We start from the raw sequence: 26,130 nt of genomic DNA, 5'->3' as shown, positions 1-26,130 counted from the left end.
TCGCGACTTCGAAGCGACACTCGAGTGATGCGGCATCGGACCGGGTGGATCCTGCCCGTGCTCCTGGGGCTCGCGCCCGGGTGTGCGAACGTGCTCGGCTACGACGACGTGACGTTCGAAGAGGGCACGGGCGGCGGGTACGGGCAAGGTGGAACCAGCGCCGGTGGTGGCGGCGCTGGCGGCTCCGGTGGAGACGGTGGGGCAGCGGGCATGGCCGGAGCGCCGAGCGGCGGTGGAGCGCCGAGCGGCGGCGGAGCGCCCAGCGGTGGCGGAGCGCCGAGCGGCGGCGGAGCGCCGAGCGGTGGCGGAGCGCCGAGCGGCGGCGGAGCGCCGAGCGGCGGCGGAGCGCCGAGCGGCGGTGGAGCGCCCAGCGGTGGTGGAGCGCCGAGCGGCGGCGGAGCGCCGAGCGGCGGTGGAACCGGCGGCTCGCCGACGGGGCACTACGAGACCAAGACCGATCCGGGCGGCACCGGCAGCGAGGCCGGCAAGCTCATTCCGGTCTGCTGCGTGCCCAGCGCGACGGAGAAGACGCGCATCACCGAGGGGTTCAACCTCCTGAATCAGCATCGCGTCGCGAACGGTCGGAGCGCGCTGGCCTACGACACCAAGCTCGAGGCGACCATCGAGGGGCACTGCCACCACATGGCCGTGCACACCTTCTTCTCCCACACCGCGCCGGAGGCGTCGGTGAGCAGCCCCTGGACCCGCGCGAACCTGTGCGGGACCAGCGCGAACGGCGAGAACATCTTCTACGGCTCCAGCAGCGCCCAGTCGGCGATGACGGCCTGGATCAACAGCCCCGGCCACAACGCCAACATGCTCAGCACCAGCTTCAAGCGCGTCGGGATCGGCAACTACAACACCCAGTGGGGCCAGATTTTCGGCAACTGACCCGAGAACCTCAGTACCCTCTCGGGGCGCATGCCCACTCTGCTCGGGTCCAGCCTGGCCGAAGCGCTGGGCGCATTGCGAGGAACTGTAGGCGACATCGTCCGGCGCAGGGACGATCCGCTGTGGCGCGAGACCATCCTCTCCGCGCTGCACACCACGCCGATCGCCGTCACCAAGACCCTGCCCTGGCTGGTGCGGGCGCGCGAAGGCCGCGACGAGAGCCTGGAGCGGATGCTCGCCGAGCACGCGCGCCTCGATCCCGACGCCTTGGCCTTGGAGATGGGCGACGAGCAGCTCACCTGGGCCGAGCTCGACGAGCGGGTGTCGCGTGTCGCCGCCGTGCTCCACGACGACGGCGTGCGGCCGGGCGACGTCGTCGTGCTGTTGGGAGACAACTCGCCGAGCTACCTGACCGTGTTGTTCGGTGCCTCCCGGCTCGGGGCGACCGTCTCCTTGATCAACAACCACCTGGAGGGCATCCCGCTCCAGCACGCCATCCGCTCGTCGAAGGCGAAGCTCGGCGTGGTGCAGGAGCGCTTCGTCCCGCGCGTGTCGGAGCTCGACGATCTCGGGCTCCAGAAGCTCGTCAGCTTCGACTCCGGAGAGCTGGAGCAGCGCGTGGACAAAGCCGTGGCGCCGCGTTCCCGCGCCAGCGTGGATGCTACCAGCGACTTCGTCTACATCTTCACCTCGGGGACGACCGGGCTGCCCAAGCCCTGCAAGGTGACGCACGCGCGCGCGGTGCTCGCCGGTGCGGCCTTCGGACCGCTCCTGTTCGAGTTCCAGCCCGGCGACAAGCTGTACTCCGTGCTGCCGCTGTATCACTCGAGCGCGCTCCTGATCGGCGTCGGGTCCTGCGTGATGACGCGGACTCCTCTGGCGCTGCGTCGCAGCTTCAGCGCCAAGGCCTTCTGGCCCGACGTCCAGCGCTACCGGGCGACGGCCATGCTCTACATCGGCGAGCTGTGCCGCTACCTGGTGAACAGCCCCCCCTCCGAGCTCGAGCGCAACAATCCCATCCGCGTCGCGGTGGGGAACGGGCTTCGGGCGGACGTGTGGGAAGAGTTCGCGCGTCGCTTCCAGATCGCGTCGATTCGGGAGTTCTACAGCGCGACGGAGGCGCCGGGATTGATCGCGAACCTGACCGGCAAGGTCGGCTCCATCGGCCACGTGCCCTTCCGCCGCCTCGGGGCGATGAAGCTCGCTCGCTACGACGTCGAGCGCGACGACCTGGTGCGGGACGCGAGCGGCTTCTGCCTGGAGTGCCAGCCCGGGGAGATCGGCGAGCTGGTGATCAAGCTCAAGGACGTCCCGCGGACGGCGCTCGGTGATTTCCGCGGCTACACCGACGAGGCCGCCACCGAGAAGAAGATCCTGAAGGATGTTTTCAAGGCCGGAGATCGCTACTTTCGCTCCGGCGACTTGATGCGCTTCGACGACAACGACTACTTCTACTTCGTAGATCGCATCGGGGACACCTTCCGCTGGAAGGGCGAGAACGTGTCCACCGCCGAGGTCGCCGAGGTCATCAGCCTGGCGCCCGGCGTGCTCGGCGCCACCGTCTCCAGCGTGCACGTCCCCGGTATGGAGGGACAGGCCGGGCTGGCGGCGCTGGAGATCGCGGACCGCTTCGACGTCGACGGCTTCTGGCAAACGGTGCAGGGCCTGCCGAGCTACGCGCAGCCGCGCTTCGTCCGGGTGCTCGAGCGCCTCAGCACGACCGGCACCTTCAAGATCCAGAAGATGCAGCTTCGCTCGGAGGGTGTCGATCCGAATCGCGTCTCCGACCCGTTGTACGTCCGCACGGACGAGGGCTACGTAGCGCTCACGCGGGAGCGCTGGACCGACGTCGTCGAAGGACGGCTGCGCCTGTGAGCGACGAGCGCATCCGCCAGCGCGCGATCGTGGCGCTCGCGCTGGTGGCGCTGGGCGCGTCGCTCGTGGGGCTGACGCGTTGGACGCGGAGGGTGCGTCCGCCTCCGGCGAGCTCGGCGAGCTCGGCGCCTGCGAAGCCCGAGCTTCCGCCGTTGGCTTCGGAGAGCTGGTTGGTCGAGCTTCCGGTGCCGGGCTTCCCGAGCTCGTTCGCCGCTGTACCGGTCGGCGCGCGCGAGCCGCGCCCGGTTCTGATCGCGCTGCACGGCGGCGCCGATCGCCCGGAGTGGGCCTGTGGTACGTGGACGGGCATCAGCCGCGGGCGGCCGTTCGTGCTCTGCCCGCGTGGCAAGCACCGAGACGATCTGAGCGGCGAGCCGCGCTTCGGCTGGGGCAGCCAAGCGGAGGTGGAAGGCGAGCTCCGCGCCGCGCTGAAGGCGCTCAAAGCGCGCTTCGGCCAGCACGTCGCGAGCGGTCCGGTGGTGATGGCCGCATTTGCAGCAGGAGTGAAACACGCCCTGGAGATCTCGCGCCACGAGCCGGCCTTCTTCACGCGGCTGATCCTGGTCGGCGCCGAGCCCGACACCTGGTCCGCGGGCAAAGCCGCCGTGTACGCCAAGTCCGGCGGTAAGCGCCTGCTGTTCGCGGTCTCCGACGCCGAGAGTCGCGCCGCGGCGAGCACCTACTGGCTGTTCGCGCGGGGCGCCGGGCTGGAGACCAAGCTGCTCGACCTGGGCGAGGGCGGCCTGCGCCTGGACGACGAGGTCGCCCGCGCCGTGGCGGGCGAGCTGCCCTGGCTCGTGGGAAGCGATCCGCTGTACCCCGCGGCGCCCGAGTGAGCGTCGTGGTATTCTGACGCCATGTGCGCGCGCGCCTGGGTCACCGCATTGGCTGCTCTGTCCTTGTTCGGCTGCGACATGCTCAAGCCGCCGCCGCCCAAGCCCTTCGAGGCGCGGGTGAAGGTGTTCGGCGATCCGGGTCAGCCGCTGAAGGGCGCCGAGGTCTGGTACAAGCAGAAGAAGATCGGCGTCACCGACGACTCCGGCGTGGTGAACTTCCGTCTCAAGGGCGCAGAGGGCGAGGTCTACGACCTGACGCTGAAGTGTCCGACCGGGTTCCAGAGCCCCGCGAAGCCCGTGAGCGTGACCCTGCGCAAAACTTCCGATCCCTCGCAGCGGCCCGAGTATCAGGTGGATTGCCCGAAGTCGTCGCGCTCGGTCGTGGTTGCAGTACGAGCGGATTCCGGCCCGAACCTGCCCGTGATGTACCTGGGCCGCGAGGTCGCGCGCACCGACGTCTCCGGCGCCGCTCACGTGTTCCTCGAGATGCCGCCAAATCAGATGTTCCAGCTCTCACTCTCGACCGACGGCGACGGCGCGAAGGAGCTCCGGCCGCAGAATCCCGCGGCAACCTTCGAGGTGAAGCAGTCCGACGACGTCTTCGTCTTCGACCAGAAGTTCAAGCTCGAGAAGAAGAAGTTCAAGGGTGGCGGCAAGGCGAAGCCCAAGGGGCCGACCCCGATCTGAGCGGCCTCGCGGGAACTTTCCGAGGCCATCGCACGACCCCGCAAGCCGGCTGGAATTTTTCGGCGAGGACGGCAAAAAACCCAAAAAAATCGCGAGCTTCGCGTCGATTTTCTGTTGCGGACTGGGAAGCCCTCCTGCTACGGTTCGTAAGTAGAGGTCAGGAGTGCCGGAGAGCCTTTGGAACGGCACCCCTCGCGAAACCCGATGACGACCCCGACCCCCCGTTGCCGACGCCGCATGCGGTCCCTGGCCAGCGATGGCCGGGGGGCGATCATGACGGAGTACGTGGTGCTCCTGGGGACGGTCTGCATCGGCTTCGCGGCGGCGATCCTCGGGCTCGGCCCGAGCCTGGTGGCCAACTACGAGCGCTCCCAGGCCATCATCCTCTCACCTTTCCCTTGAGCCAAGACCCTAACCGGCGACCCCCGACAGGACACGAGGTAATCAACATGGACAAGATTCGTCGTCTGATTCAAGACAAGCGTGGCGCGAACATGGTCGAGTACATCATCGTCGTGGCCGTCATCGCGCTGATCGCCATCGCGGCGTTCCGCACGTTCGGCAACAACCTGAACAGCAAGACCAACGAAAAGGCTGGCGAGATCAACTCGCTCTGATCCAGGTCGCCGGAGGCGCGCCGAGACTCGTGACTCGGCGCGCCGCAACGGACCCCGAGGATGTACGGCGAGCAATACTTTCTACTTGCCGCAGTTCTCGTGACAGGCCTCTCGGCCTGGTTCGACTGGCGAACGGGCGAGATCCCCAACTGGTTGACGCTCGGGCCTTTGGCCCTGGCACCAGTCGCTCACGCGGGCTTCGGCTTCGCGAGGGAAGGCTGGAGTGCGGCCGGACAGGGCTTCGCATTTTCGATCGTGGGAATCATCACATGCGGGGTGATACCGATTTTCCTGTATCGCTCCGGAGCAATCGGTGGAGGTGACGTCAAGCTACTCGGGGCCATGGGAGCGATGCTCAGGCCGATGATCGGCATCGAAACGGAGATGTACTCCTTCATCGTTGCCGCGCTCTACGCCCCGGTGAGGTTGGCATACGAAGGCAAGCTGCTCAAAACCCTCGGGAACAGCCTCTTGCTGGTTCGAAACGTGTTCGTCCCGAAGGAAAAGCGGCGCGAGCTGACGACGGAGATGATGTCGGAGCTCAGATTCGGACCTTCGATTTTCGTAGCGACCCTCATTGCGATTTTGCTGCACTGGAGGGTCTGACCAAAAGAGCTTCAGCGGCGAGTAGAGAGAACGAAGTGGAAGGAGAACCCAACGTGAGCCGTCCCAGCCCAGAGCCGCAGCGCGGCCTCCGAAAGGACAAGCGGGGCGCCGTCTACGTGGAGTTCCTCGGCGCGTTCTTCCCGATCTTCTTCGGGTTCTGGTGCCTGATGCAGTCCGTCGGGATCTACTCCGGCAAGCTCGTCACCATGCACTCTGCCTACTTGGGCGCTCGAGCTGCAGCCGTCGTGCTGCCGGACGACCCCAAGGGCTACAGCAACGCCGGCGTCGGCGCCGCCACGGGCAAGCGCAAGGACGCCATCCAGCGCGCGGTCCAAATGGGGCTCGGCGGCAACCGCAGCCTGCTCTGGCCGCTGGCGCAGGTCACCATCCGCGGCGCCGACGGCAAGGAAAAGTCGAGCTTCAAGCGCGACGAGATCGTGACGGTTCGCGTTCAGGTCCCCTACCGCTGCCGGTTGCCGGTGGCCGACAAGGTGATCTGCGGGTTTGCAGGTCTGACCACCATCAACGCCGAGGCCAAGATGGTCGTTCACGGAGCGGACTATGAATATCCTTGACCGCTTCCTCCTCTGGGTCGGCCGTCCCGAGCAGCGTATGCAGCGCTGCGGGGCGGATCGCGGCGATCTGAAGAGCGACCAGAGCGGCGCCATCATGATCGCCGGCGTGTTCATGGCCTCGCTCCTGGCGGCCGGGGTCTTCTACCTGATCGGCATGGGCAACGCGATCGTGTATCGCGAGCGCCTCCAGGATGCCGCCGACGCGGTGGCGTACACCTCAGCCGGTGTCCACGCGCGCGGCATGAACATCATCGTGCTCATCAACTTGGTCATGGCAGCGCTGCTCGCCGTCTTGATCATGATGCGCATGCTGATTCTGATGCTGGGGATCACCATCGTCGCCTGCGGCATCTGCATCGCTGCGACGGTCTTCTGCCCGCTCTCCGGCGTGTGTGCGGCGGCGATGCCGAAGATGATCAAGATCGAGCAGGGCTTGATCAAGGGCGCCAACAAGTACGAGAAGGTGCTCGACAAGGTGCTGCCGGCCCTGAGCATCTTCGAGAAGGTCGTGGCCATGACCACCCCGTACGTCGGCGCGTACAAGGGGAACAAGGTCTCGAAGCAGTACAAACCTCTGGTCACCACCGGCATGGCGCTCAGCCCGTCGATGGTGCCGTTCGTTCCGTCGTCCAAGAAGCTCGGTCTCCCGGTCCAGGAGATGGAGTGGGACAAGTTCTGCAAGAAGAGCGCGGAGCTCGCCATCGAGCACGGCTTCGGCTGGCTCCCCGATCCAGTCGGCTGGATCCTCAAGAAGATCGCCGGCGCGATCGCCGGGACCTTCAGCGGTTATTTCTGTGGCGGCGCGGGTGCCAGCAACATCCAAGACGTCATGGACAACAAGATCAAGGAGCAGGTCAACGAAGGCTGCAAGAACCAGAAGGACGACTGCTCGGACAAGGTGAAGAGCGGCAACAGTTACCCGACGTGTACCGGCGACCAGGCGCAGGACAAAAACACCAACTGCATGTCCAAGTACTGCACCGATCTGGGCGGCGGTCTGGCCGAGTTCAACACGGCGAACTGCAAGAAGGACGGCAACCAGGCCGCCAAGGACCAGATGCAGAAGACCGGCTTCGACCCGGCCGGCGGCGGAATGGGCAACACGAAGAACAAGACGCCCAAGGAGATCTGGGAGGGCGCGGAGATCGGCTCGATCTGGTTCCAGACCTTCGGCTTCACCGGCGGCGACGAGCAGTGGCCGCGCAAGCTGGACAAGGGCCTGGCGATCGCGACCAAGACCGGTCAGATGCCCAAGGTGCAGGCCAGCTGGGGTAACTGGCGCTTCGGTCAGGCGGAGTTCTACTTCGACGACAAGGGCAAGTGGTCGGACCTCAAGGAAGACTGCATGTGGAAGATGTACTGGCGCGCGCGCCTGCGGCGCTTCGCGGTCACGGGCATCAACCTGGGGCAGCTGGGCCTGGGCAAGCTCTTCGACGTGATGAAGAAGTACGTCGACACCAAGTGGATCGACGGCGCGGTCAACGGCGGGACCAGCATCATCCTGGGCGGTCTGGGCAAGGACACCTACGACAAGCTCGCGGACAAGCTGAAGGACACCGTGGTGGGCGCGCTCGGCAAGGGCGTGGACTCGGCCATCGACGGGTGGGTGATGCCATCTTGGGAGGTCATCCATTGAACACTCGAGACGTGCTCCAGCGGGTTCGGGCTCGGCGCCGCCGGCGCGGCGCGGCCATGACCGAATCGGCCATCATCGCGGCCTTCATGGTCATCCAGTTCGCCTGCATCTGGGCGGCGGTGAGCTTCCAGAAGGCCAAGATCGGCGTGATGGACGAGGCGCGCCTGGCGGGTTGGCAGACGGCCATCCAGTACTGCAGCGGCGGCGGTGACGTCGCGTCCGACCTCGACCAGAACGTCGGCGACTCCGGCGGCGGAGCGGTGCCGGACATCAGCGGCGCCTCCGAGCAGGGCGGCGGCAGCTTCGGTCTGGGCAACGACGTGTTCAAGGACTCCGGCTACCCGACCATCAGCAAGCAGCGGGAAACGAAGTTCCCGGGCGTGATCGGCGGCTCCAGCTACACGATGTACGGCAAGATGCACATGCGGTGCAACGAGCCCAAGAAGAACGACAACGGCAAGACGTACTTCTTGATCATCCTGGGCGCCGGCGCGATCGGCGCGCTGATCATGAGCCTGATCTGACGAGGACGCCATGGCCCGTTCCTACGAAGAAAGACGAGTCGGCAAGTCCTGGTGGGACATGCCGCGCCGCCTGCTCTCGGTGGCGTTCACTCCGCGCGTGCGTGGGGTCTTCCGCGTCGGGGCTTACCTGTCCGTGGTCTCGATGGTCGGCGCCGGACTGGCGGCGCGCTCCGCGTACGGCAGCGTCTCCGAACAGGCCCTGGCAACGGGGCGGCAGCTGGCGAAGCTCGGTGAGTTCACCAAGGACGCGGAGCGTCTCATGCTCAATGGGCAGGCGCTGAACATGTCGAGCGCCACCACCGATCTCTCCATGGGCCAGGTGCTCGACCGCTTCGAGGCGCTGTGCAAGGAGGAAGGTGCGGTGCCCCGCGATCTGCGCGAGGTGCAGGGCATGCTCGACGATCCGGCGTTGGCGAAGCAGGCCGAGCGCCTGAACTTCGGCGTGCTCCGCCAGCAGTCGAAGGACGACGGCGTCATCGCCTGCGCGGTGAAGAACCCCGCCAACGGTCAGCGCCGATTCTGGGACGGCATGGCCGCGTTCGCCGAGAGCTGGGATTTGGCCGATGTCGGCCACCTTCGCTACGCCTACGTGCGCAAGCTCGAGAGCGGACGGACCCATGTGCTCACCGCTTGGACCGACGGCTCGTTCAAGGTCGACGCCATGGTCCCGCCGACCGAAGGCGCGGACGCGCCGGGTGCAGACTCGCCCATCGTGGCGCGGCCGCCGAGCTCGGTGCGCTACCTGTCCGCCTCTGCCGAGGGGCGCCCCCACGCCATCCGGGTGTACGAGTCCAAGGTGCCGGCGAAGGAAGTCCTCGCGGGGTACGAGAAGGACATGGCGGCCAAGGGCTTCGAGCAGGTCTTCATCGGGGAGGACGCGCCCGAGGCGCGGTACTTCAGCAAGGGTGGCGTCGACATCGTGGTGGTCGCCGACCAAAACGGTGACCGCAGCCTGGTGTCGGCCTTCGAAACGCGCGGGTTCTGATCTTTCCTGCCAACCCGTGCAGTAGGCCCTACTGCGCCCGGGACCGACACGGTCCCCGGAATTCGGCCTGCGAGCCGTGCTAGACCTGTCGCCCATGAAGGTCGGCTGGAGGATTTCATCTCTGGCAGAACGAGGCGATACTGAGGTCCGCGCATGAACAAGAGGGCGTTGCTCATTTCGCTCGTCGTCGGCGTGGTCGGTGCACTTCTGCTTCTGCTGTACCTGTCACGATTCGAGCAGGAAGCCTCAGGCGGTGAACGCGTCCGGCTGCTGATGGCGGTCAAGGCCATCGAGCCGGGGACCTCGATTCAGGAGGACGCGCTGACCATCCGTGAGGTCCCTCTGGCCTACGTCGAGGACCGCGCGGTCAAGGCCGTCGAGAAGGCCAAGGTAGTGGGCCTCCGGATCGGGACCAAGGTCGAGGCCAACCAGACCCTGATGTGGACCGATCTGGCCATCGCCGCGGACGAGCGCCGGGACCTGAGCTCGTTGGTGCAGCCCGGAGCCCGCGCGGTGTCGATCAAGGCGGAGAGCGGCGACAAGAGCTTCTCGCTGATCCAGCCCGGGGACTACGTGGACGTGATCGCGAGCATGCCCGCCGCCGAGGCAGACAAGCGCAACGCCGTCGTGCTCCTCCAGAAGGTGCTGGCGCTCGCGGTGGGTCTCGAGACGGCGCCCGAGAAGATCACGGACAGCAAGGACGAGCGCCGCGAGATGGTGCTCACGCTGAGCGTGAGCCTTCAGGAGGCGCAGCTCCTGTCGCTGGCGGCCGAGCGCGGCAAGCTCCTGGTCGCGCTGCGCAATCCCGACGACCAGACGCTGCTGGAAGGGATCCCAGACATGCCGTCCTCGGCCCTCGAGGACAAGGTCATCCGAAGTAACATCCAGGGAGCTCGCAAGACGGGTCCCGTCGAGCTGAAGGCCAAGTGATGATGAAGCGAATCGCTCTGCTCGTTGCGGCAAGTCTGATGTCGTTTGCGGCTCCCGCCCTCGCCCAGGAAGAGGCCGGCGAGCCCGCTGCTGCCGGCGAGGGGCAAAACGAGCTCAACATGGTGGTCGGCGAGAACAAGACCATCAACGCGACCGGAGTGAAGAACTACTCCGAGGGCGTCAAGGGCATCGTCGACGTGAAGCTCACGACGGACAACACCAAGTTCGTCGTCGCCGGCAGGAAGCCGGGCACCACCACGCTCCTGCTCATCAACAAGGACGACTCGACCACCACCTGGGTGATCAACGTCTTCTCGCGCTCCCCGGACGCCGTTCGGCGCGAGCTGTCGCAGCTGCTCGGTGAGATGCCCGGCGTGCGCGTGCGCCGGGTCGGCTCCCGGTTCTTCATCGAAGGCGGCGTCGCCAGCGAGGGCGACGTGAAGCGCATCGAGAAGATCGCGGCCCTGTATCCCGGCCAGGTCGAGTCGCTGGTGGTGGCTGGCGGCGGCGGCGCGGTCGGCGACCGCAAGGTCAACATCCGGCTGGATTTCTTCTTCATCCGTTACGACAAGACCTCCGGCTACGCCGTGGGTGTGGACTGGCCGAGCCGGATCGGCGGCCCGGACGTGGTCCAGAGCGAGTTCAGGTACGATTTCCTCGCCGGCACGACCACCACCGCGGAGGCCTCGGTGGTGAACCAACCCCTGCCGGCGCTCGACGTCGCGTCGCGCCGCGGCTGGGCCAAGGTGCTCAAGCAGTCGACCGTGATCACGGTGAACGGCACCAAGGCGACCTGGGAGTCCGGCGGTGAGCAGAACTTCCCCATCGCATCCGGCCTCGCCGCCAACATCAAGGAGATCACCTTCGGGACCAAGGTCGACGTCTTGCCGCGGCTCGACGAGCAGACCGGCGAGCTCGAGGTCCAGGTCGAGGCCGACGTCTCGGATCTGACCCCGCCCGTCGAGTCCACGAACCTGCCGGGGCGCAACATCTCGAAGCTCAAGACGCTGGTGCGGCTGAAGCTCGGGCAGTCGCTGGTGCTCTCGGGCATTCGCACGTCGAACCGACGTCACGACATCCGCGGCTTGCCGATTCTGAGCGAGATCCCCGTGATTGGCGTGCTGTTCGGCTCGCACCGCGACTCGGCGGAGGACGTGGAGGGCGCGCTCTTCATCATCCCCACCGCGGTCGAGTCGGTGCCCAAGCCAGCGATCGAGATCGTCAATGGCGCGCTCAGTCAGTTCGAGGAATACTCCGGGGATATCGAGGCGGTGAACGCCTACAACAAGCGCCCGCAGCAGTGGCGCAAGGTGAACAAGTAGCCTCGGGCCGTCCCGGGGCGAGGCCCCGGCGCCGTCCCCGGCACGCATCGGATCATGAACGTCCTGGTCGTCATCGAGTCGCAATCTGGAGGCAAACGCACGATCCAGCTGCGCGCGAACGGCCTGCTCTCCATCGGTCGCGATCCCGAGTGCGGCCTGCGCATCAAGAGCGATCTGATCTCCCGGCAGCACGCGGTGGTGGAATTCAGCGGCCAAGCGGTGCGGGTCGAGGACCGCTCGACGAACGGGACCTTGGCAGGCGATCAGCTCCTCAGGAAGTCGAGCGTCTGGGTGCCGTTCGGCACGCCCATCGTGGTCGGTGACCACACCCTCACGTTCCAGTCCGCGGGCCCACCGGTCCGGGACGACCTGCGCGACCCGACGGTGCGCGGCGGACACGGGCTGCCGCCCATGCCGGCGCCGCCTCCGCCGATGCAGCAGCAGCAGTACGCGCCGCCTCCCCCGCAGCAGAGCTCGCCGCACCACCCCATGCCTGCTCCGCCGGGCGGCGGGACGCTCGACCTCCGGCGGGGGCCTCCACAACACTCGCAACCTCCGCCGGCTCCGCAACCGGTCGAGGCCGCGCAGCGTCCCGGGCCATCGACCACCGGCCAGGGTGGCGCGACCGTCACCGGGGGCCGCCGGAAGCGCACACCGGAGCAGGACGCGGTCAACGAGCTCAGGCGCGACATCCACCGGCAGCTGATCGAGAACCTCGACCTGGCCGCGCTGAAGGCCAAGCTCATGGACGATCCGTCGATGCGCCCGAAGGTCATCGGCGCGCTCAGGCGCATCGTCGAGCTGATGGGTCCGCGCATCCCCGCCAGCGTGGAGCGCGATCGACTGGTCGGCGAGCTGGCCGACGAGGCGCTCGGTCTGGGACCGCTGGAGCACCTTCTGGCCGATCCGAGCGTCACTGAAATCATGGTGGTGGATCCGGACACCATCTACATCGAACGCGCCGGCAAGATCGTGCTGTCCGACCAGCGCTTCACCGACGACGAGCGCGTTCGCGCCGTGATCGAGCGCATCGTGACGCCGCTCGGGCGTCGCATCGACGAGTCGTCGCCGCTGGTGGACGCCCGTCTGAAGGACGGCTCGCGCGTGAACGCCGTCATCAAGCCCATCGCGCTGCGCGGCTCGGCCATCACCATCCGCAAGTTCTCGAAAGTCCCGCTCACGCTCGAGAAGCTCTACGGCTACAACGCGCTCAGCCCGCAGATGGGCCGGTTCCTCACCCGTGCCGTGGTGGCCAAAAAGAACATCATCATCTCCGGCGGCACTGGCAGCGGGAAGACCACGCTGCTCAACATCCTGTCCGCGGCCATTCCGGACGACGAGCGCATCGTCACCATCGAGGACGCGGCGGAGCTCCAACTCGCGCAGCCGCACGTCGTGTCACTGGAGACGCGCCCGGCCAACATGGAGGGCAAGGGCGAGTATTCGATCCGCGACCTGCTCAAGAACGCCATGCGCATGCGCCCGGACCGAGTCGTCGTCGGCGAGTGCCGCGGTGGCGAGGCGCTGGACATGCTGCAGGCGATGAACACCGGTCACGACGGCTCGCTGACCACCACCCACGCCAACTCGCCCCCCGAAGCGCTGAAGCGCATCGAGACGCTGTGCCTGATGGCCGGAGTGGACTTGCCGTCGCGCGCGGTGCGCGAGCAGATCGCCGGCAGCATCCACCTGGTGGTGCAGCAGTCGCGCTTCTCGGACGGTACCCGCAAGGTGTCCAACATCGCCGAGCTGGTCGGGCTCGACGAAGAGATGAACTTCGAAATCATCCCCATCTACCAGTTCGTGCGCTCCGGCACTGGTCCCAAGGGAGAGGTGCTCGGCGGCTACAAAGCGACGGGTTATCTGCCCAGCTTCCTCAACGAGTTCATTCTGAAGGGGCTCATTCCCCCGGGAGGACCCTACCTGTGAGCAAAGCGCTCAGTCCCGAGCTGATGATCAGCCTGCTGAAGTGGTCCGGGCTGCTGCTGGTGTTCGTCGGTCTGATGATCGGCGCCTGGGGGGCCATCGCCGACAGCCAGGGGCCGGTCATGCGCTACTGGCAACGCTACTGCGCCTCGCTCGAGCGCAAGCTGCGCTTGATGTTCATCTGGACTCCGGGCCAGCAGATCGCCATCGGCCAGATCGTGGCCGCGGTCGTGGTGCTGGCGTTGCACGTGGGGATCGGGCTCGACCCCTATTGGTGGATCCTGATCCTGATCATCATCGTCGCCCCCTCGAAGTACATCGAGCGCATGCGCCAACAGCGAGTCTTGCAGCTCGAGGACCAGATTGACGGCTTTCTGACCTCGCTGGCCAACGCGCTCAAGGCCACCCCGAGCGTCGCGAACTCGTTCATCGGCATCCAGCCACTCCTGCCCACGCCGATTCGCGAGGAAGTGGAGCTGTGCGTCAAGGAGATGAAGGTCGGCAGCACGCTGGATCAGGCGTTGCTCAACATGGGCGGCCGCATCAACAGCCGGCAGCTCGACACCGCGCTCTCCGCCATCCTGATCGGTCGCCAGCTGGGCGGTGACTTGCCACGCATCCTCGACACCACGGCCAACACCATGCGCGAGATGATCCGCCTGGAGGGAGTGGTGAAGACCAAGACGGCGGAGGGCAAGGCGCAGCTCTGGGTGCTCGGCGCCTTCCCGTTCATCTTCGCCGTCGTGCTCAACATGATGGAGCCGGGCTTCTACGACCCGCTCAAGAAGCCGGTTGCAGGCTGGGCCATCGCGGGCTTCGCGGGCGTGTCCTGGCTGGTGTCCATCCTCCTGGCCCGCAAGGTCCTGTCGGTCGAGATATGAGGATCAGCTACGTCGAGATCCGGTACGTGGTCGTCGCCGCGCTGGCGATGGCGGTGGCATTTGCGCTCTACGCGGTGGCCAGCGCGCCGTCGCGGGTGGCCAGCCGACTGGGCATGCGCGGCCTCCGGCGCCTGAACGCCCTGGAGAAGAGCGACCAGTGGCGCCAGATCGAGCCGCTGGTGCGCTGGCTGGGCGTGCGAGTCAGCGGCATCTTGACCGAGGAGCAGCGCGCCAAGCTGGACAAGCAGCTGGCCCTGGCCGGGGACTTCCTGGGCATCACGCCCGAGGAATACGTGGGGCTCAGCATCCTGTCGTTCATCGGCGGCGCGGCGTTCGGCGTGATCGCGGGCTGGATGACCGGGATGGGCATCGTGATGCTGATCATCGTCGCGCCGCTGGGCGCCGCGATGCCTTACCTGCAGGTGTCGAGCGCCGCGACGCTGCGCATGAAGCAGATCAACCGCGGCCTGCCCTACGCGGTGGACCTCTTGGCGCTGGCCATGAGCGCCGGCAAGGACTTCCCCGGTGCCATGCGCCAGGTCGTGGAGAAGTCCAGCGACCCCGACGACGCCCTGATCGAGGAGTTCGGCCGCATGCTGCAGGAGCTGGGCATCGGTCGCACGCGCAAGCAGGCGCTCTTGGGCTTCGCCGAACGCGTCCCCATCGAGTCGGTTCAAGAGTTCGTGAACTCGGTGGTCCAAGCCGAAGAGAAGGGCAACCCGTTGGCGGACGTCTTGCAGATCCAGGCTGGCATGTCGCGCATGCGGCGCTCCGTGCGCGCCGAGCAGCAAGCCGCAAAGGCCGGCGTGCAGATGATCGGGCCGCTGGCGCTGCTGCTGCTCTGCATCATCGCCCTGATCCTGGGGCCCATGTTCCTGAAGCTCGGCGAACAGGGCGGTGACACCTGATGCAAGCGCTCAAGTTCGACATTCGCCACCCCGACGGGCGCATCGAAGAGCTGCGGCTCGACACCGACCGCGCCATGATCGGCAGCGGCGCCCACTGCGAGATCCGACTGGGGCTCGATCAGGCCGGCGTCGAGCACATCGCCATTCAGCTGACCCCCGCGGGCATCTTCGCCGACGCGCGTTCGTTCCAGCCCCCGCCGCTGATCAACGGCAGCCCGTTCACGCGCACGCAGATCGTCCCGGGCTCGGTGCTGGGGGTGGGCAACACCCAGATCGTGGCCAGCGTGGTCGAGGTCGTCGGCGGCGACGGCCAAGCCCAGAAGAAGGAGCAGAAGACCAGCCCGCTGACGCTGCTCATGGCGCTGATCGTCATGCCGCTGGCGCTGTACATCATCTTCCAGGACGCCCCGGGGGACTCGGTCGGCAAGGCGCCGCGCGAGATCCCGGAGCTCTGGGGGCCGCCGGCCACCGCTTGCCCGCAGGCGTCCCGCGAGGCCGCGATGGCCATCGGCTTCCAGCAGTTCACCAAGGCGGCGTCCAAGCAGGAGCGCCGCCCCTTCTACGTTCCGGACGGCGTGCAGGCGGTCCCGGCCTACGAAGAGGCCGCGGCCTGCTTCCAGGTCGCGGGGGACACCGAGCGCGCGAAGCGAGCCGCCGCGCTGGCGGCGAAGCTGCGCGCCGACGTGGCGGAGGACTTCCGGACTCACCGCGTTCGACTGGAGCACGCGCTCGCGACCCAGCGCTACGAGACCGCGCAGAAAGAAGTGCGGGTCCTGTTGGCCTTCTTGCAGGGGAAAGAGGGCGAATACGTCGAGTACCTGTCGTTGCTCGAGCGCAAGCTGCGCATCAAGTACGGCGATCAGACCCGTCAGAAGAAGCCGAAATGAAGTGCCGAGCCGAAGTCGTCGCGATGGGTCTCGCGCTGGCTTTGCCGGCGTGCGCGGCGTCGCGCGGCGAGAAGATGCGCGACGCCGAGAAGACCGTTCGAGCCGAGCAGACCAAGGACAAGCTGCTCGAGCGCGGGAAGCTCTTCGCCCGCGTCGGCGACTACACGCGCGCCTCGCAGTACCTGAGCGCGGCGCTCGACGCCGGGGCGAGCCCGGAGGAGGTGCTGCCGCTGTTGATGCGCGTGTTCGTGGTCAGCGGGCGCTTCCGTACGGCCATCCAGCTCGGCGAGCAGGAGCTGACCAAGCGTCCCGAGCAGCACGCGCTCAGGTTCCTGGTCGGAACGCTCCACGCCGCGGTGGGTCGCTCGGATCTGGCGCGCGAGCACCTGGAGCGGGTGGTGGCCGCGCAGCCCAAGCACGCCGAAGCGCACTACGCGCTCGCCGTGCTCCTCAGGGACGGGGAGAACGACCCGGTCGGTGCCGACCAGCATTTCCGCGAATACCTGAAGCTCGAGCCCAAGGGGCCTCATGCCGAGGAGGCACGCGGCTCTTTGCTCAAGGAAATCCCGTGATCCCCCAAGAGATCTTCGAAGAAGCGCTGCTCGAGTTCTTCGCGCCCGTGCGTCCGTTCCTCGACGACCCGAAGGTCAGCGAGGTGATGATCAACGGCCCCAACCAGGTCTTCATCGAAAAGGGCGGCAAGCTGGAGCTGACCGGGGTGCGCTTCGAGAGCACCGACGCCTTGGTGTCTGCGCTGCGCACCGCGGCGCAGTTCGCCGGCAAGTTCCTCGACGAGTCGCGACCGATCCTGGAGGGCCGCATGCCCGACGGCTCGCGCCTGCAGGCGATCATCCCGCCGGCGGCGCCCGGCGGACCGTTCATCGCCATCCGCCGCTTCTTCAAGGAGACCTTGACCGTCGAGAGGTTGATCCGCTTCGGCTCGATGGGCCAAGACGCCGCGGACTCGTTGAAGGCCTTCGTCGAGGCCAAGCTCAACGTGATCATCGCGGGCGGCACCGGCAGCGGCAAGACCAGCATGCTGAACGCGCTGTCGTCGTACATCCCCGACGGCGAGCGCATCGTGGTGATCGAGGACTCCAAGGAGGTGCAGCTACAGAAGACCCACGTAGTGCAGCTCGAAGCGCGCGCCCCGGACCCGAAGGGCAAGGGTGGCGTGAGCATTCGCGATCTGTTCAAGGCCACGCTGCGCATGCGACCGGATCGCGTGGTCATCGGCGAGATCCGCGGCGGTGAGGCCCTGGACATCGTGCAGGCCATGACCAGCGGTCACGGCGGCTGCATGGGCACCTGCCACGCCACCTACCCGCGCGATACAATGACCCGTCTCGAGACGATGTGCATGATGAGCGACATCGACATGCCGCTCGCCGCGATGCGGGCTCAGCTCGGCTCCGGCATCAACCTGATCGTCCAGGTCTCGCGCTTGCAGGACGGCTCGCGCAGGACGACTCACATCACCGAGGTGCTGGGCTACGACGCCGACACCGGGAAGTACCTGATGCAGGACATCTTCGCGCGGCAGTATCACGGCGTCGGTCAGAACGGCGAGATCATCAGCGAGTTCGGACCCACGGGGAACATCCCGCGCTGCGAAGAGCAGCTGCGGGAGCACGGTGTGGAGCTTCCAGCCGTGATATACGATGCTGCGCGGCGGCGCGGAGTCGATCCAGAGCATCGTGGGCACGGGTAATCTCAGCATCAAGCTCCAGGGCGGCTCGAGCGATCGAGCCCAGGTAGAGCTCAAGGCCGGTACGCCAGTCGAAGCGTTCAGTGTCGGTGCGGACGGGGGATGGCGCGTGAGCGCCGCCGGCATCGCGCCGGTTCACGCCTACCTCTACTTCGACGGCACGCACCTGTTCGTGGCCTGCGCCCCCGGCGCCATCGTGCAGCTCGGCGCCGCCACCGTGGGCACGGACTGGAAGCCCGTGGCCGCGCCGGCGGTGATCAAGCTGGGCCAGGTCTCGCTCTCGGTGGAGGAGAGCGGGACGCAGCCCAAGCCGGCCGCTCCGGCGCGCGCCGGGCCAGGCCCTGTCGCGCGTCCGCAGCCGAGCGCGGCGCCAGTCGCGCGCCCGCAGGCGGCGCGCCCGCAGCCGAGCGCCGCGCCCGTCGCGCGTCCGCAGCCGAGCGCCGCGCCAAGCCGGCAGGGACCTCCCGTGGCGGGGACGCCGCGTGCTGCGCCAGCACCCGCGGCCCGACCGGCGCGTCCCGGGCCGCCGCCACTCGCTCCGCGTGCGACGGGACCGACGCCTCGCCCACAGCCGACCGCACCCCGCGCCGGGCCCAAGCCCGTGCGCCCTCCCGGTGAAGTGATGGCGGCGGCGCCCAAGGCGGCGCCACAGCCCGGGGCCAGCGACTACGACGACTCGGAGTCGCCGACCCAGTACCAGCCGATGCCGGATGGCTTCAGCGAGAAGACCTTGCCACCGCAAGAGTCGCCGGTGGGGTCGCCTTCGGAGCCGCCCACGCGCATCCATGCGCCGGCTTCGACTGGTCTGGACGAGGAGGTCTTGAGCGAGGAGGCGACGCGAGTGATCCCGGCACCCTCCGAGACGCCAGCGGTGGCGCCAGCCCAGCCGACGGGTGGTGTGCCCAAGCGCACGATGCTCGGCATGGCCCCCCCGCCGCCCACCTCGGCGGAGCTTGCGCGGGGCGCCGCTCAGTACGCGACGCCGGTCGCGGCGCCGGAACCGCCGAAGCCCGAGCGACCCAAGCCGCCCTCGCAGCCGCCGGCCGGCGAGAGCGCGACCGTCGTCAAGCCGCTCGAGCAGTTCCTGGCGGAAGCCGGCGGTCGGAGCCTGCCGGGCGACTCGCCCGACACGGCCAAGCAGCCGCTGATGGCGCCCGCTACGGCGCAACCGCCGGGTGCAGTCGCGCCACCGTGGGGCAGCGATCCGTACGCGCAGACGCAGCCGCCGTTCGGACAGCAGCAACCCGCACACGCAGCGACAGCGGGGGCTTACCCGGGTGCTCGAGGCGAGCCGCCAGGCTACCCCGCAGCGGATGCAAACGCGTACGGGGCGCAGCAAGCCGCCTACGCCCAGCACCAACCTGGAGCCTACGGCGCGCAGCAGCCTGGAGCCTACGGCGCGCAGCAACCTGGAGCCTACGGCGCGCAGCAACCTGGAGCCTACGGCGCGCAGCAACCTGGAGCCTACGGCGCGCAGCAACCTGGAGCCTACGGCGCGCAGGGGGCGTACGCAGAGCAACAAGCTGGCGCGTTCGGCGCGCAGCAAGCCGGCGCGTACGGCGCGCCTGGGGGCGCGGGAGCGTCGGGCCAATACCCGCAACAACAATACCCCGGAGCGTCGGGCACGTTCGGCCAGTCAGGAGCGGGCTACCCGCAGCAGCAAGCTTGGGGCCAGCAGCCCGTGCAGGTGCAGCCCGGGAAGGGTCCGCTCGCCGCGTGGAAGGCGATGCCGTTCCCGCGCAAGCTGATGTTCTTGATGCTGCCGTTCGGATTGATCGCGTTCGTGATCGTGTTCACCGATCCGCCGCAGCCTCCGCCTCGCACCAAGGGGAGCGCCGGCGCCTCTGCGAAGCCAGCTCCCTCGGCGGCACCGTCGGCGCAGCCGGCGGGCAGCGCAGCGCTCGCGCCAACCGGAGCACTGCCGCCCTCCGCCGAACCCACGGCGCAACCGCCCGAGCCCACCGCCGCAAAACCGGAGCCGAGCGCAGCGCCGCCGGAGCCGACCGCGGCACCTCCCGAGGCCCCTCCCCAGCCCACCGCGTCGGCGGAGCCGCCGCTGCCGAAGGGTGAGGTCTCGCTGGCGCGCAAGGCCGCCGACGCGGTCGCCAACAACGAGTTCGCCAAGGCAGCGGACCTCTACGATCAGCTCGCCAAGCAGCACCCGGACAACCCGACCTACGCGCGGGCCGCCGAGATCCTGCGCAAGAAGGCGAAGAAGTAGCCTACCCGCGTGTTCAGGGCGGTCGAAAGCCTTGACACCCGGAGCGCCGCGGCTACCCTCCCGTTCCCCCGAAAGCCGGGCCCCTCGGATTACCCAGAAAATGCCGACGATTCAGCAGCTCATTCGCAAAGGCCGCGACCTGGTGAAGGTCAAGACGGCATCACCGGCGTTGCGCTCCTGCCCGCAGAAGCGTGGCGTGTGCACGCGCGTCTACACCACCACGCCGAAGAAGCCGAACTCCGCGCTGCGCAAGGTGTGCCGCGTCCGGCTCACGAACGGCATGGAAGTGACGAGCTACATTCCGGGTGAGGGGCACAACCTTCAGGAGCACAGCGTGGTGCTCATCCGCGGCGGTCGTGTGAAGGACCTGCCGGGTGTTCGCTATCACGTGGTGCGCGGCACGCTCGACGCCTCGGGCGCCGTGGGTCCGAGCAGCACCAACAAGGCCAACCGCAACCGCAAGCGCTCCAAGTACGGCGTCAAGCGCCCGAAGAGCTGAGTAGAGGATACAGCCATGCCCCGCAGGCGCGACGTCCCCAAGCGCAAGATCACGCCCGACCCGAAGTACAAGGACAAGCTGGTCGCCAAGTTCACCAACTCCATCATGGAGGGCGGCAAGAAGTCCGTGGCCGAGGGCATCGTCTACGGTGCGTTCGACATCATCCAGGCGCGCTTCAAGGAGGACCCGCTGGAGGTCTTCCGCAAGGCGCTCGACAACGTGAAGCCGAAGCTCGAGGTCAAGAGCCGCCGCGTCGGCGGTGCGACCTACCAGGTGCCGGTCGAGGTTCGGCCGGAGCGCCGCGTCTCGCTCGCCATGCGCTGGATCGTGCAGTACTCCCGCAGCCGCGGCGAGAAGAGCATGCGCGAGCGCCTGGCTGCCGAGCTGGTCGATGCCGCGCAGATGCGTGGCAACACCATCAAGAAGAAGGACGACACCCACAAGATGGCGGAGGCCAACAAGGCCTTCGCGCACTATAGGTGGTGAGGGAGATCCAAGGGTGAGCGTCGGCTCGCAGTTCCGACCTGCTGAAGTCAGGACAGAAGATTCTCACCGCTCCTCCGAATCACCGCCCCGCGACTCTTGCCGACTGATACGAGTCGGCGCCGGCCTCGCCGGAATTCACGTGAAGATGACCCCTCCCTTGCCGATCGTGATCTGATCCTGCCAAGACCGATGAAGTGGTTCCTTTCGGCGCTGGCGCGCCGGGCAGAACGACCCGACAGGCAAAGTCCCAGACGAAGACACCCAAGAAGAGCTAGATACGACGAGATGAAGACCCCGACATAAGGATCGGGTTGCCCGAAAGACGGCTCGCGAAGCCGTCCCGCAGAGCGCGGCAGATTGGCGCACCCCGATACCCCTTCCGGCACGACAAGGGCCCCTCGAACGGCGAGGGGACGAGGTGGCCGGGAGGGGTTTCGTCCGTCAAGTGACCTGAAAGAGAACCAAGAGACGACAATGGCCCGCGAAATTGCAATCGAGCGCACGCGCAACATCGGGATCATGGCCCACATCGATGCGGGCAAGACCACCTGCACGGAGCGCATCCTCTACTACACGGGCATCACCCACAAGATCGGCGAGGTGCACGACGGCGCTGCGACCATGGACTGGATGGTCCAGGAGCAGGAGCGCGGCATCACCATCACCAGCGCGGCGACCAACTGCTTCTGGACGCCGGAGGCTGGCCCGTTCGAAGGCAAGAAGCACCGCATCAACATCATCGACACGCCGGGACACGTGGACTTCACCATCGAGGTGGAGCGCAGCCTGCGCGTGCTCGACGGCGCCGTCGCCGTGTTCGACGGCGGCAACGGTGTGGAGCCCCAGAGCGAGACGGTTTGGCGCCAGGCGGATCGCTACAACGTCCCGCGCATCGCCTTCATCAACAAGCTCGACAAGACCGGCGCCGACTTCCAGATGAACCTGGACAGTATGAAGGAGCGCCTGGGCTGCAGGCCGGTGCCGCTTCAGTGGCCGGTGGGTCACGAGGACCAGCACAAGGGCGTGGTCGACCTGATCCGCATGAAGGCGGCCATCTTCCGCGACGACACGCTGGGCTCGAAGTACAGCTGGGAGCCGATCCCGGCGGACCTCGAAGAGAAGTGCAAGGCGCTGCGCGAGCAGCTGATCGAGGCCTGCGCCGACGTCGACGAAGGCATCATGGAGAAGTTCCTGGACGGCAAGGTCGACCAGGTGACGGACGAGGAGATCCACGCGGCCATTCGCAAGGCCACCGTGACCTTCGCGTTCGTGCCGGTGATGTGCGGCTCGGCGTTCAAGAACAAGGGCGTCCAGCTCCTCTTGGACGCGGTGGTCAACTACCTGCCGTCGCCCCTCGACATCCCGCCGGTCGTGGGCATCCACCCGGACCACGAGGACCGCAAGGAGGAGCGACCTGCCGACGACTCCGCGCCGTTCTCCGCCCTGGCGTTCAAGATCATGAACGACCCGTTCGTGGGGAACCTGACCTTCTTCCGCGTCTACTCCGGCACGCTGGAGAGCGGCACCACGCTGCTCAACTCCACGCGCAAGCAGAAGGAGCGCATCGGCCGCATCCTGCGCATGCACGCCAACAAGCGCGAGGAGCTCAAGGAGTGCCACGCGGGCAACATCTACGCGGCAGTGGGCCTGCGCGACACGCGCACCGGTGACACGCTGTGCGACGACAAGTCGCCCATCGTGCTCGAGCGCATGACCTTCCCCGAACCGGTCATCTCCATCGCCATCGAGCCCAAGACCCAGGCCGACCTCGACAAGCTCGGCATGTCGATGCAGAAGCTGGCGCAGGAAGACCCCTCGTTCCGCACCTTCACCAACGAGGAGACGGGGCAGACCATCATCGCCGGCATGGGCGAGCTGCACCTCGAGATCATCGTCGACCGGCTGAAGCGCGAGTTCAAGGTCGAGGCCAACGTGGGCAAGCCCGAGGTGGCCTACCGCGAGTGCATCACCCGAGCCGTCGAGGCCGAGCACAAATACGCGCGGCAGACCGGCGGTCGCGGCCAATACGGCCACGTCTGCATCCGTCTCAAGCCGGCGGAGCGTGGCGCTGGCTTCGTCTTCGTGGACTCGGTCACCGGTGGCGCCATCCCGCGTGAGTTCATCCCCTCGGTCGAGAAGGGCATCCGCGATGCCCTCGGCCGTGGCGTGCTCGCCGGCTACCCGATGGTGGACGTCGAGGCCGAGCTCTACGACGGCACGTACCACGACGTGGACTCCTCGACGCACGCCTTCGAGATCGCGGGCTCGCTCGCGTTCCAGGACGGCGCCAAGCGCGCGGGCATGCAGCTGCTCGAGCCGATGATGAGCGTCGAGGTCGTCACGCCTGCCGACAACATGGGCGACGTGATCGGAGATCTGAACTCGCGCCGCGGGCGCGTGCTCGGGATGAACCAGCGCGGCGCGACCACTCAGGTCATCGCCGCGGAGGTGCCGCTCGCGACCATGTTCGGGTACGCGACGGACTTGCGCAGCAAGACTCAAGGTCGGGCGACGTACACGATGCAGTTCTCGCATTACGAGCCCGTTCCGAACTCGGTGCAGGAAGAAATCGTGGCGAAGGTCCGCGGGAAGTGAGGCAGGGAAATGGCCAAAGAGAAATTCGTTCGCTCCAAGCCCCACGTGAACGTGGGCACGATCGGTCACATCGACCACGGCAAGACGACGCTGACTGCGGCGCTGGTGAAGGTGCAGAGCAAGAAGAATCTCGCGAAGGAGATCCGCTACGCCGACATCGCGAAGGGTGGCATCGTCCGTGACGACACGAAGACGGTGACCATCGCGGTTTCGCACGTGGAGTACGAGACGGCTGGGCGGCACTACGCGCACGTCGATTGCCCGGGCCACGCGGACTACATCAAGAACATGATCACGGGCGCGGCGCAGATGGACGGCGCGATCCTGGTGGTGAGCGCGCTGGACAGCGTGATGCCGCAGACGCGGGAGCACGTGCTGCTGGCGCGTCAGGTGGGCCTGAACCACATCGTGGTGTTCCTGAACAAGTGCGACGCGGTGGAAGACCCGGAGATGCTCGAGCTGGTCGAGATGGAAGTCCGGGAGCTCCTGAACAAGTACAAGTTCAACGGCGACAACGCGAAGATCGTGCAGGGCGCGGCGCTGCCGGCGCTTCAGGGCGACGCGAAGTGGGAGGCGAAGATCGACGAGCTGCTCGGGGCTCTGGACTCGGAGATCCCGCAGCCGCAGCGCGAGGTGGACAAGCCCTTCCTGATGGCGGTCGAGGACGTGTTCTCGATCAAGGGCCGCGGCACGGTGGCCACGGGCCGCATCGAGCGCGGCAAGGTCCACGTCAACGACGAGGTCGAGATCATCGGCTTCGACCGCGACAAGAAGACGGTCGTGACCGGCGTTGAGATGTTCCGCAAGTCGATGGACGAGGGTCAGGCCGGCGACAACGTCGGATGCCTGCTCCGCGGCATCGACAAGGACCAGATCGAGCGCGGCCAGATCCTGGCGGCGCCCGGCAGCATCAAGCCGCACAAGAAGTTCATGGGCGAGGTGTACGTGCTGAAGAAGGAGGAGGGTGGCCGTCACACGCCGTTCTTCACCAACTACAAGCCGCAGTTCTACATCCGCACGATGGACGTGACCGGGAGTGTGACCCTGCCCGAGGGCATCAAGATGGTGATGCCGGGTGACAACGTGACCGTGGAAGTGGAGCTCATCACCAACGTGGCGCTGGAGGAGCAGATGCGCTTCGCCATCCGCGAAGGCGGCAAGACCGTCGGCGCGGGCGTCGTCACCAAGATCATCGAGTGAGGGGGAACGGGCCCAAGCGGCGTCGAGGTGCTATCGCTTCGCCGCCGCAGGGGTCCGCTGCTGAGCGAAAGACGTGAAACATGGCTGACGCGACCAAAATCAGAATCAGGCTCAAGGCCTTCGATCACCAGCTGCTCGACAAGTCCACCACGGACATCGTCGAGACGGCGCGGCGCACGGGTGCGCGGGTAGCGGGGCCCATTCCGCTGCCGACCAGCATCCGGCGGTACACCGTGCTCCGTGGACCGCACATCGACAAGAAGTCGCGTGAGCAGTTCGAGGTTCGCACTCACAAGCGGCTGATCGACATCCTCGAGCCGACCCCGCAAACCCTCGACGCGTTGATGAAGCTGGACCTCTCGGCCGGCGTCGACGTCGAGATCAAGAGCTAGGACCGGAGACTCCGATGGCCAAGCTGGACGTCTACAATTTGAAGCGCGAGAAGGTCGGGGAGCTCGAGCTCGCCGACGAAGTCTTCGCCGCAGAGGTCAAGGAGCACCTGCTCCACGAGGTCGTCACCGCGCAGCTCGCGAGCGCTCGCGCCGGGACGCGCGCTGCCAAGGAGCGCTCCGCGGTCCGTGGCGCCAAGAAGAAGCTCTACAAGCAGAAGGGCACCGGTCAGGCCCGACACGGCGGCAAGCGGGCCCCCATCTTCGTGGGTGGCGGCCGGGCTCACCCGCCGATGCCGCAGGACTGGACGATTCGGCCGCCGCGCCGCGTCCGCTCCGGCGCGCTGAAGAGCGCGCTCAGCCTGCTGGTCAAGGAAGGCCGGCTCACCGTCGTCGAGAACATCGACCTGGGCGAGGTCAAGACCAAGAAGCTCGAGGGCGTGCTCGACACGCTCAAGACGCCGGCGAAGACCCTGGTCGTCGACGACAAGGGCAACGACCAGCTGCGGCTCTCGATCCGCAACATGAAGAACCGCCAGTTCTTGCCGCCGGAGGGCGTGAACGTGTACGACCTCCTGCGTCACGACCACCTGGTGGTGTCCAAGGGCGCGGCCAAGGCCCTCGAGGCTCGCTGCCTGGGGAGCAAGTCATGACACCGGAACAGATCATCAAGCGCCCGATCGCGTTGACCGAGAAGGCCGCCGACATGAAGGGCGAGAACAAGGTCGCCTTCGAGGTGGCCCGCAGCGCCAACAAGATCGAGATCAAGACGGCGGTCGAAGCGCTCTTCGACGTGAAGGTCGCCGACGTGAACACCCAGCAGTACCGCGGCAAGCCCAAGAAGATCGGGCGCATGCCAGCCAAGCGGGTCAACTGGAAGAAAGCCATCGTCACGCTTCGTCCGGGCTCGAGCATCGAGTTCTTCGACGAGTCCAAGGAGTGAGCC

At 67.2% G+C, this 26,130-nt stretch carries 27 protein-coding genes; all 27 read left to right on the top strand.

The annotated features are described in order from the left end of the window. The first annotated feature begins 27 nt into the window (after positions 1–27). The 27 genes from HS104_00785 (at position 28) to rplW (ending at position 26,127) form a co-directional block, all read left to right on the top strand. Positions 28–891: a CAP domain-containing protein gene (locus HS104_00785; protein MBE7478517.1), complete on the top strand. Its 864-nt coding sequence runs from the start codon at positions 28–30 to the stop codon at positions 889–891. 30 nt (positions 892–921) lie between these two features. Then, a complete protein-coding gene (locus HS104_00780; protein MBE7478516.1) occupies positions 922–2,766 on the top strand; it encodes a long-chain-acyl-CoA synthetase in 1,845 nt (614 codons plus the stop codon). Further along, a complete protein-coding gene (locus tag HS104_00775; protein MBE7478515.1) occupies positions 2,763–3,602 on the top strand; it encodes a hypothetical protein in 840 nt (279 codons plus the stop codon). Before HS104_00780 ends, HS104_00775 begins: the two co-directional genes overlap by 4 nt. 21 nt (positions 3,603–3,623) lie before the next feature. Continuing rightward, complete coding sequence (locus tag HS104_00770; GenBank protein MBE7478514.1) at positions 3,624–4,289, top strand: hypothetical protein; 666 nt, start codon at positions 3,624–3,626, stop codon at positions 4,287–4,289. A gap of 237 nt (positions 4,290–4,526) precedes the next feature. After that, entirely contained in the window at positions 4,527–4,691 is a 165-nt protein-coding gene (locus HS104_00765; protein ID MBE7478513.1) for a hypothetical protein, read from the top strand. A gap of 47 nt (positions 4,692–4,738) precedes the next feature. After that, a complete protein-coding gene (locus tag HS104_00760; protein ID MBE7478512.1) occupies positions 4,739–4,906 on the top strand; it encodes a Flp family type IVb pilin in 168 nt (55 codons plus the stop codon). Between the two features lie 60 nt (positions 4,907–4,966). After that, the gene (locus HS104_00755; GenBank protein MBE7478511.1) at positions 4,967–5,512 is read left to right on the top strand and encodes a prepilin peptidase; all 546 of its coding nucleotides are present in this window, start codon (positions 4,967–4,969) and stop codon (positions 5,510–5,512) included. A 53-nt stretch (positions 5,513–5,565) separates the two neighbouring features. After that, the gene (locus tag HS104_00750; protein ID MBE7478510.1) at positions 5,566–6,087 is read left to right on the top strand and encodes a hypothetical protein; all 522 of its coding nucleotides are present in this window, start codon (positions 5,566–5,568) and stop codon (positions 6,085–6,087) included. Further along, entirely contained in the window at positions 6,074–7,723 is a 1,650-nt protein-coding gene (locus HS104_00745) for a Tad domain-containing protein (protein MBE7478509.1), read from the top strand. The genes HS104_00750 and HS104_00745 overlap by 14 nt, the downstream gene beginning before the upstream one ends. A 56-nt stretch (positions 7,724–7,779) precedes the next feature. Continuing rightward, positions 7,780–8,247 (top strand): hypothetical protein, encoded by a 468-nt coding sequence (locus tag HS104_00740; GenBank protein ID MBE7478508.1) that lies wholly within the window; start codon positions 7,780–7,782, stop codon positions 8,245–8,247. A gap of 10 nt (positions 8,248–8,257) precedes the next feature. After that, a complete protein-coding gene (locus HS104_00735; GenBank protein ID MBE7478507.1) occupies positions 8,258–9,232 on the top strand; it encodes a hypothetical protein in 975 nt (324 codons plus the stop codon). A gap of 153 nt (positions 9,233–9,385) precedes the next feature. Continuing rightward, positions 9,386–10,162, top strand: coding sequence for a Flp pilus assembly protein CpaB (gene cpaB, locus HS104_00730; GenBank protein ID MBE7478506.1), 777 nt, complete (start codon positions 9,386–9,388; stop codon positions 10,160–10,162). A 2-nt stretch (positions 10,163–10,164) separates the two neighbouring features. Then, the gene (locus HS104_00725; GenBank protein ID MBE7478505.1) at positions 10,165–11,484 is read left to right on the top strand and encodes a pilus assembly protein N-terminal domain-containing protein; all 1,320 of its coding nucleotides are present in this window, start codon (positions 10,165–10,167) and stop codon (positions 11,482–11,484) included. Between the two features lie 54 nt (positions 11,485–11,538). After that, positions 11,539–13,413, top strand: coding sequence for a Flp pilus assembly complex ATPase component TadA (gene tadA, locus HS104_00720; GenBank protein ID MBE7478504.1), 1,875 nt, complete (start codon positions 11,539–11,541; stop codon positions 13,411–13,413). Continuing rightward, a complete protein-coding gene (locus tag HS104_00715) occupies positions 13,410–14,291 on the top strand; it encodes a type II secretion system F family protein (GenBank protein ID MBE7478503.1) in 882 nt (293 codons plus the stop codon). The genes tadA and HS104_00715 overlap by 4 nt, the downstream gene beginning before the upstream one ends. Continuing rightward, the gene (locus tag HS104_00710; protein MBE7478502.1) at positions 14,288–15,199 is read left to right on the top strand and encodes a type II secretion system F family protein; all 912 of its coding nucleotides are present in this window, start codon (positions 14,288–14,290) and stop codon (positions 15,197–15,199) included. The genes HS104_00715 and HS104_00710 overlap by 4 nt, the downstream gene beginning before the upstream one ends. After that, positions 15,199–16,086: a hypothetical protein gene (locus tag HS104_00705; GenBank protein MBE7478501.1), complete on the top strand. Its 888-nt coding sequence runs from the start codon at positions 15,199–15,201 to the stop codon at positions 16,084–16,086. The genes HS104_00710 and HS104_00705 overlap by 1 nt, the downstream gene beginning before the upstream one ends. Continuing rightward, positions 16,083–16,658: a tetratricopeptide repeat protein gene (locus HS104_00700; GenBank protein MBE7478500.1), complete on the top strand. Its 576-nt coding sequence runs from the start codon at positions 16,083–16,085 to the stop codon at positions 16,656–16,658. Before HS104_00705 ends, HS104_00700 begins: the two co-directional genes overlap by 4 nt. Further along, the gene (locus HS104_00695; GenBank protein ID MBE7478499.1) at positions 16,655–17,797 is read left to right on the top strand and encodes a CpaF family protein; all 1,143 of its coding nucleotides are present in this window, start codon (positions 16,655–16,657) and stop codon (positions 17,795–17,797) included. Before HS104_00700 ends, HS104_00695 begins: the two co-directional genes overlap by 4 nt. Beyond that, the gene (locus tag HS104_00690; GenBank protein MBE7478498.1) at positions 17,748–20,015 is read left to right on the top strand and encodes a hypothetical protein; all 2,268 of its coding nucleotides are present in this window, start codon (positions 17,748–17,750) and stop codon (positions 20,013–20,015) included. The genes HS104_00695 and HS104_00690 overlap by 50 nt, the downstream gene beginning before the upstream one ends. Positions 20,016–20,115: 100 nt before the next feature. Further along, positions 20,116–20,514, top strand: coding sequence for a 30S ribosomal protein S12 (locus HS104_00685; GenBank protein MBE7478497.1), 399 nt, complete (start codon positions 20,116–20,118; stop codon positions 20,512–20,514). Positions 20,515–20,529: 15 nt separating this feature from the next. Further along, on the top strand, positions 20,530–21,000 hold the full coding sequence (gene rpsG / locus HS104_00680) for a 30S ribosomal protein S7 (protein MBE7478496.1): 471 nt from the start codon (positions 20,530–20,532) through the stop codon (positions 20,998–21,000). A gap of 474 nt (positions 21,001–21,474) precedes the next feature. Then, positions 21,475–23,595: an elongation factor G gene (gene fusA, locus HS104_00675; protein ID MBE7478495.1), complete on the top strand. Its 2,121-nt coding sequence runs from the start codon at positions 21,475–21,477 to the stop codon at positions 23,593–23,595. A 9-nt stretch (positions 23,596–23,604) separates the two neighbouring features. Then, positions 23,605–24,795 carry an elongation factor Tu gene (tuf, locus tag HS104_00670; protein ID MBE7478494.1) on the top strand — a complete coding sequence of 397 codons (1,191 nt, stop codon included), beginning with the start codon at positions 23,605–23,607 and terminating at the stop codon, positions 24,793–24,795. A gap of 80 nt (positions 24,796–24,875) precedes the next feature. Then, complete coding sequence (rpsJ, locus tag HS104_00665) at positions 24,876–25,187, top strand: 30S ribosomal protein S10 (protein MBE7478493.1); 312 nt, start codon at positions 24,876–24,878, stop codon at positions 25,185–25,187. Between the two features lie 14 nt (positions 25,188–25,201). Then, a complete protein-coding gene (gene rplD / locus HS104_00660) occupies positions 25,202–25,837 on the top strand; it encodes a 50S ribosomal protein L4 (protein ID MBE7478492.1) in 636 nt (211 codons plus the stop codon). Further along, positions 25,834–26,127: a 50S ribosomal protein L23 gene (gene rplW / locus HS104_00655; protein MBE7478491.1), complete on the top strand. Its 294-nt coding sequence runs from the start codon at positions 25,834–25,836 to the stop codon at positions 26,125–26,127. The genes rplD and rplW overlap by 4 nt, the downstream gene beginning before the upstream one ends. The last annotated feature ends 3 nt before the right edge of the window (positions 26,128–26,130 follow it).

The sequence above is a fragment of the Polyangiaceae bacterium genome, assembly GCA_015075635.1.
Taxonomy (GTDB): domain Bacteria; phylum Myxococcota_A; class Polyangia; order Polyangiales; family Polyangiaceae; genus JADJKB01.
The sequence above is the reverse complement of the archived record's forward strand: the minus strand, read 5'-3'. Positions and strand labels throughout refer to the sequence as shown.

Bases quoted from the DNA above. Each gene is read 5' to 3' on its own strand.
- rpsJ (MBE7478493.1), top strand. From the start codon at position 24,876: ATGGCTGACGCGACCAAAATCAGAATCAGGCTCAAGGCCTTCGATCAC.
- HS104_00705 (MBE7478501.1), top strand. From the start codon at position 15,199: ATGCAAGCGCTCAAGTTCGACATTCGCCACCCCGACGGGCGCATCGAA.
- HS104_00765 (MBE7478513.1), top strand. From the start codon at position 4,527: ATGCGGTCCCTGGCCAGCGATGGCCGGGGGGCGATCATGACGGAGTAC.
- tuf (MBE7478494.1), top strand. From the start codon at position 23,605: ATGGCCAAAGAGAAATTCGTTCGCTCCAAGCCCCACGTGAACGTGGGC.
- HS104_00740 (MBE7478508.1), top strand. From the start codon at position 7,780: ATGACCGAATCGGCCATCATCGCGGCCTTCATGGTCATCCAGTTCGCC.
- HS104_00735 (MBE7478507.1), top strand. From the start codon at position 8,258: ATGGCCCGTTCCTACGAAGAAAGACGAGTCGGCAAGTCCTGGTGGGAC.
- fusA (MBE7478495.1), top strand. From the start codon at position 21,475: ATGGCCCGCGAAATTGCAATCGAGCGCACGCGCAACATCGGGATCATG.
- HS104_00690 (MBE7478498.1), top strand. From the start codon at position 17,748: ATGCTGCGCGGCGGCGCGGAGTCGATCCAGAGCATCGTGGGCACGGGT.
- rplW (MBE7478491.1), top strand. From the start codon at position 25,834: ATGACACCGGAACAGATCATCAAGCGCCCGATCGCGTTGACCGAGAAG.
- HS104_00710 (MBE7478502.1), top strand. From the start codon at position 14,288: ATGAGGATCAGCTACGTCGAGATCCGGTACGTGGTCGTCGCCGCGCTG.
- HS104_00755 (MBE7478511.1), top strand. From the start codon at position 4,967: ATGTACGGCGAGCAATACTTTCTACTTGCCGCAGTTCTCGTGACAGGC.
- HS104_00780 (MBE7478516.1), top strand. From the start codon at position 922: ATGCCCACTCTGCTCGGGTCCAGCCTGGCCGAAGCGCTGGGCGCATTG.
- HS104_00685 (MBE7478497.1), top strand. From the start codon at position 20,116: ATGCCGACGATTCAGCAGCTCATTCGCAAAGGCCGCGACCTGGTGAAG.
- HS104_00785 (MBE7478517.1), top strand. From the start codon at position 28: ATGCGGCATCGGACCGGGTGGATCCTGCCCGTGCTCCTGGGGCTCGCG.
- HS104_00700 (MBE7478500.1), top strand. From the start codon at position 16,083: ATGAAGTGCCGAGCCGAAGTCGTCGCGATGGGTCTCGCGCTGGCTTTG.
- HS104_00725 (MBE7478505.1), top strand. From the start codon at position 10,165: ATGAAGCGAATCGCTCTGCTCGTTGCGGCAAGTCTGATGTCGTTTGCG.
- tadA (MBE7478504.1), top strand. From the start codon at position 11,539: ATGAACGTCCTGGTCGTCATCGAGTCGCAATCTGGAGGCAAACGCACG.
- HS104_00770 (MBE7478514.1), top strand. From the start codon at position 3,624: ATGTGCGCGCGCGCCTGGGTCACCGCATTGGCTGCTCTGTCCTTGTTC.
- rplD (MBE7478492.1), top strand. From the start codon at position 25,202: ATGGCCAAGCTGGACGTCTACAATTTGAAGCGCGAGAAGGTCGGGGAG.
- HS104_00760 (MBE7478512.1), top strand. From the start codon at position 4,739: ATGGACAAGATTCGTCGTCTGATTCAAGACAAGCGTGGCGCGAACATG.
- rpsG (MBE7478496.1), top strand. From the start codon at position 20,530: ATGCCCCGCAGGCGCGACGTCCCCAAGCGCAAGATCACGCCCGACCCG.
- HS104_00745 (MBE7478509.1), top strand. From the start codon at position 6,074: ATGAATATCCTTGACCGCTTCCTCCTCTGGGTCGGCCGTCCCGAGCAG.
- cpaB (MBE7478506.1), top strand. From the start codon at position 9,386: ATGAACAAGAGGGCGTTGCTCATTTCGCTCGTCGTCGGCGTGGTCGGT.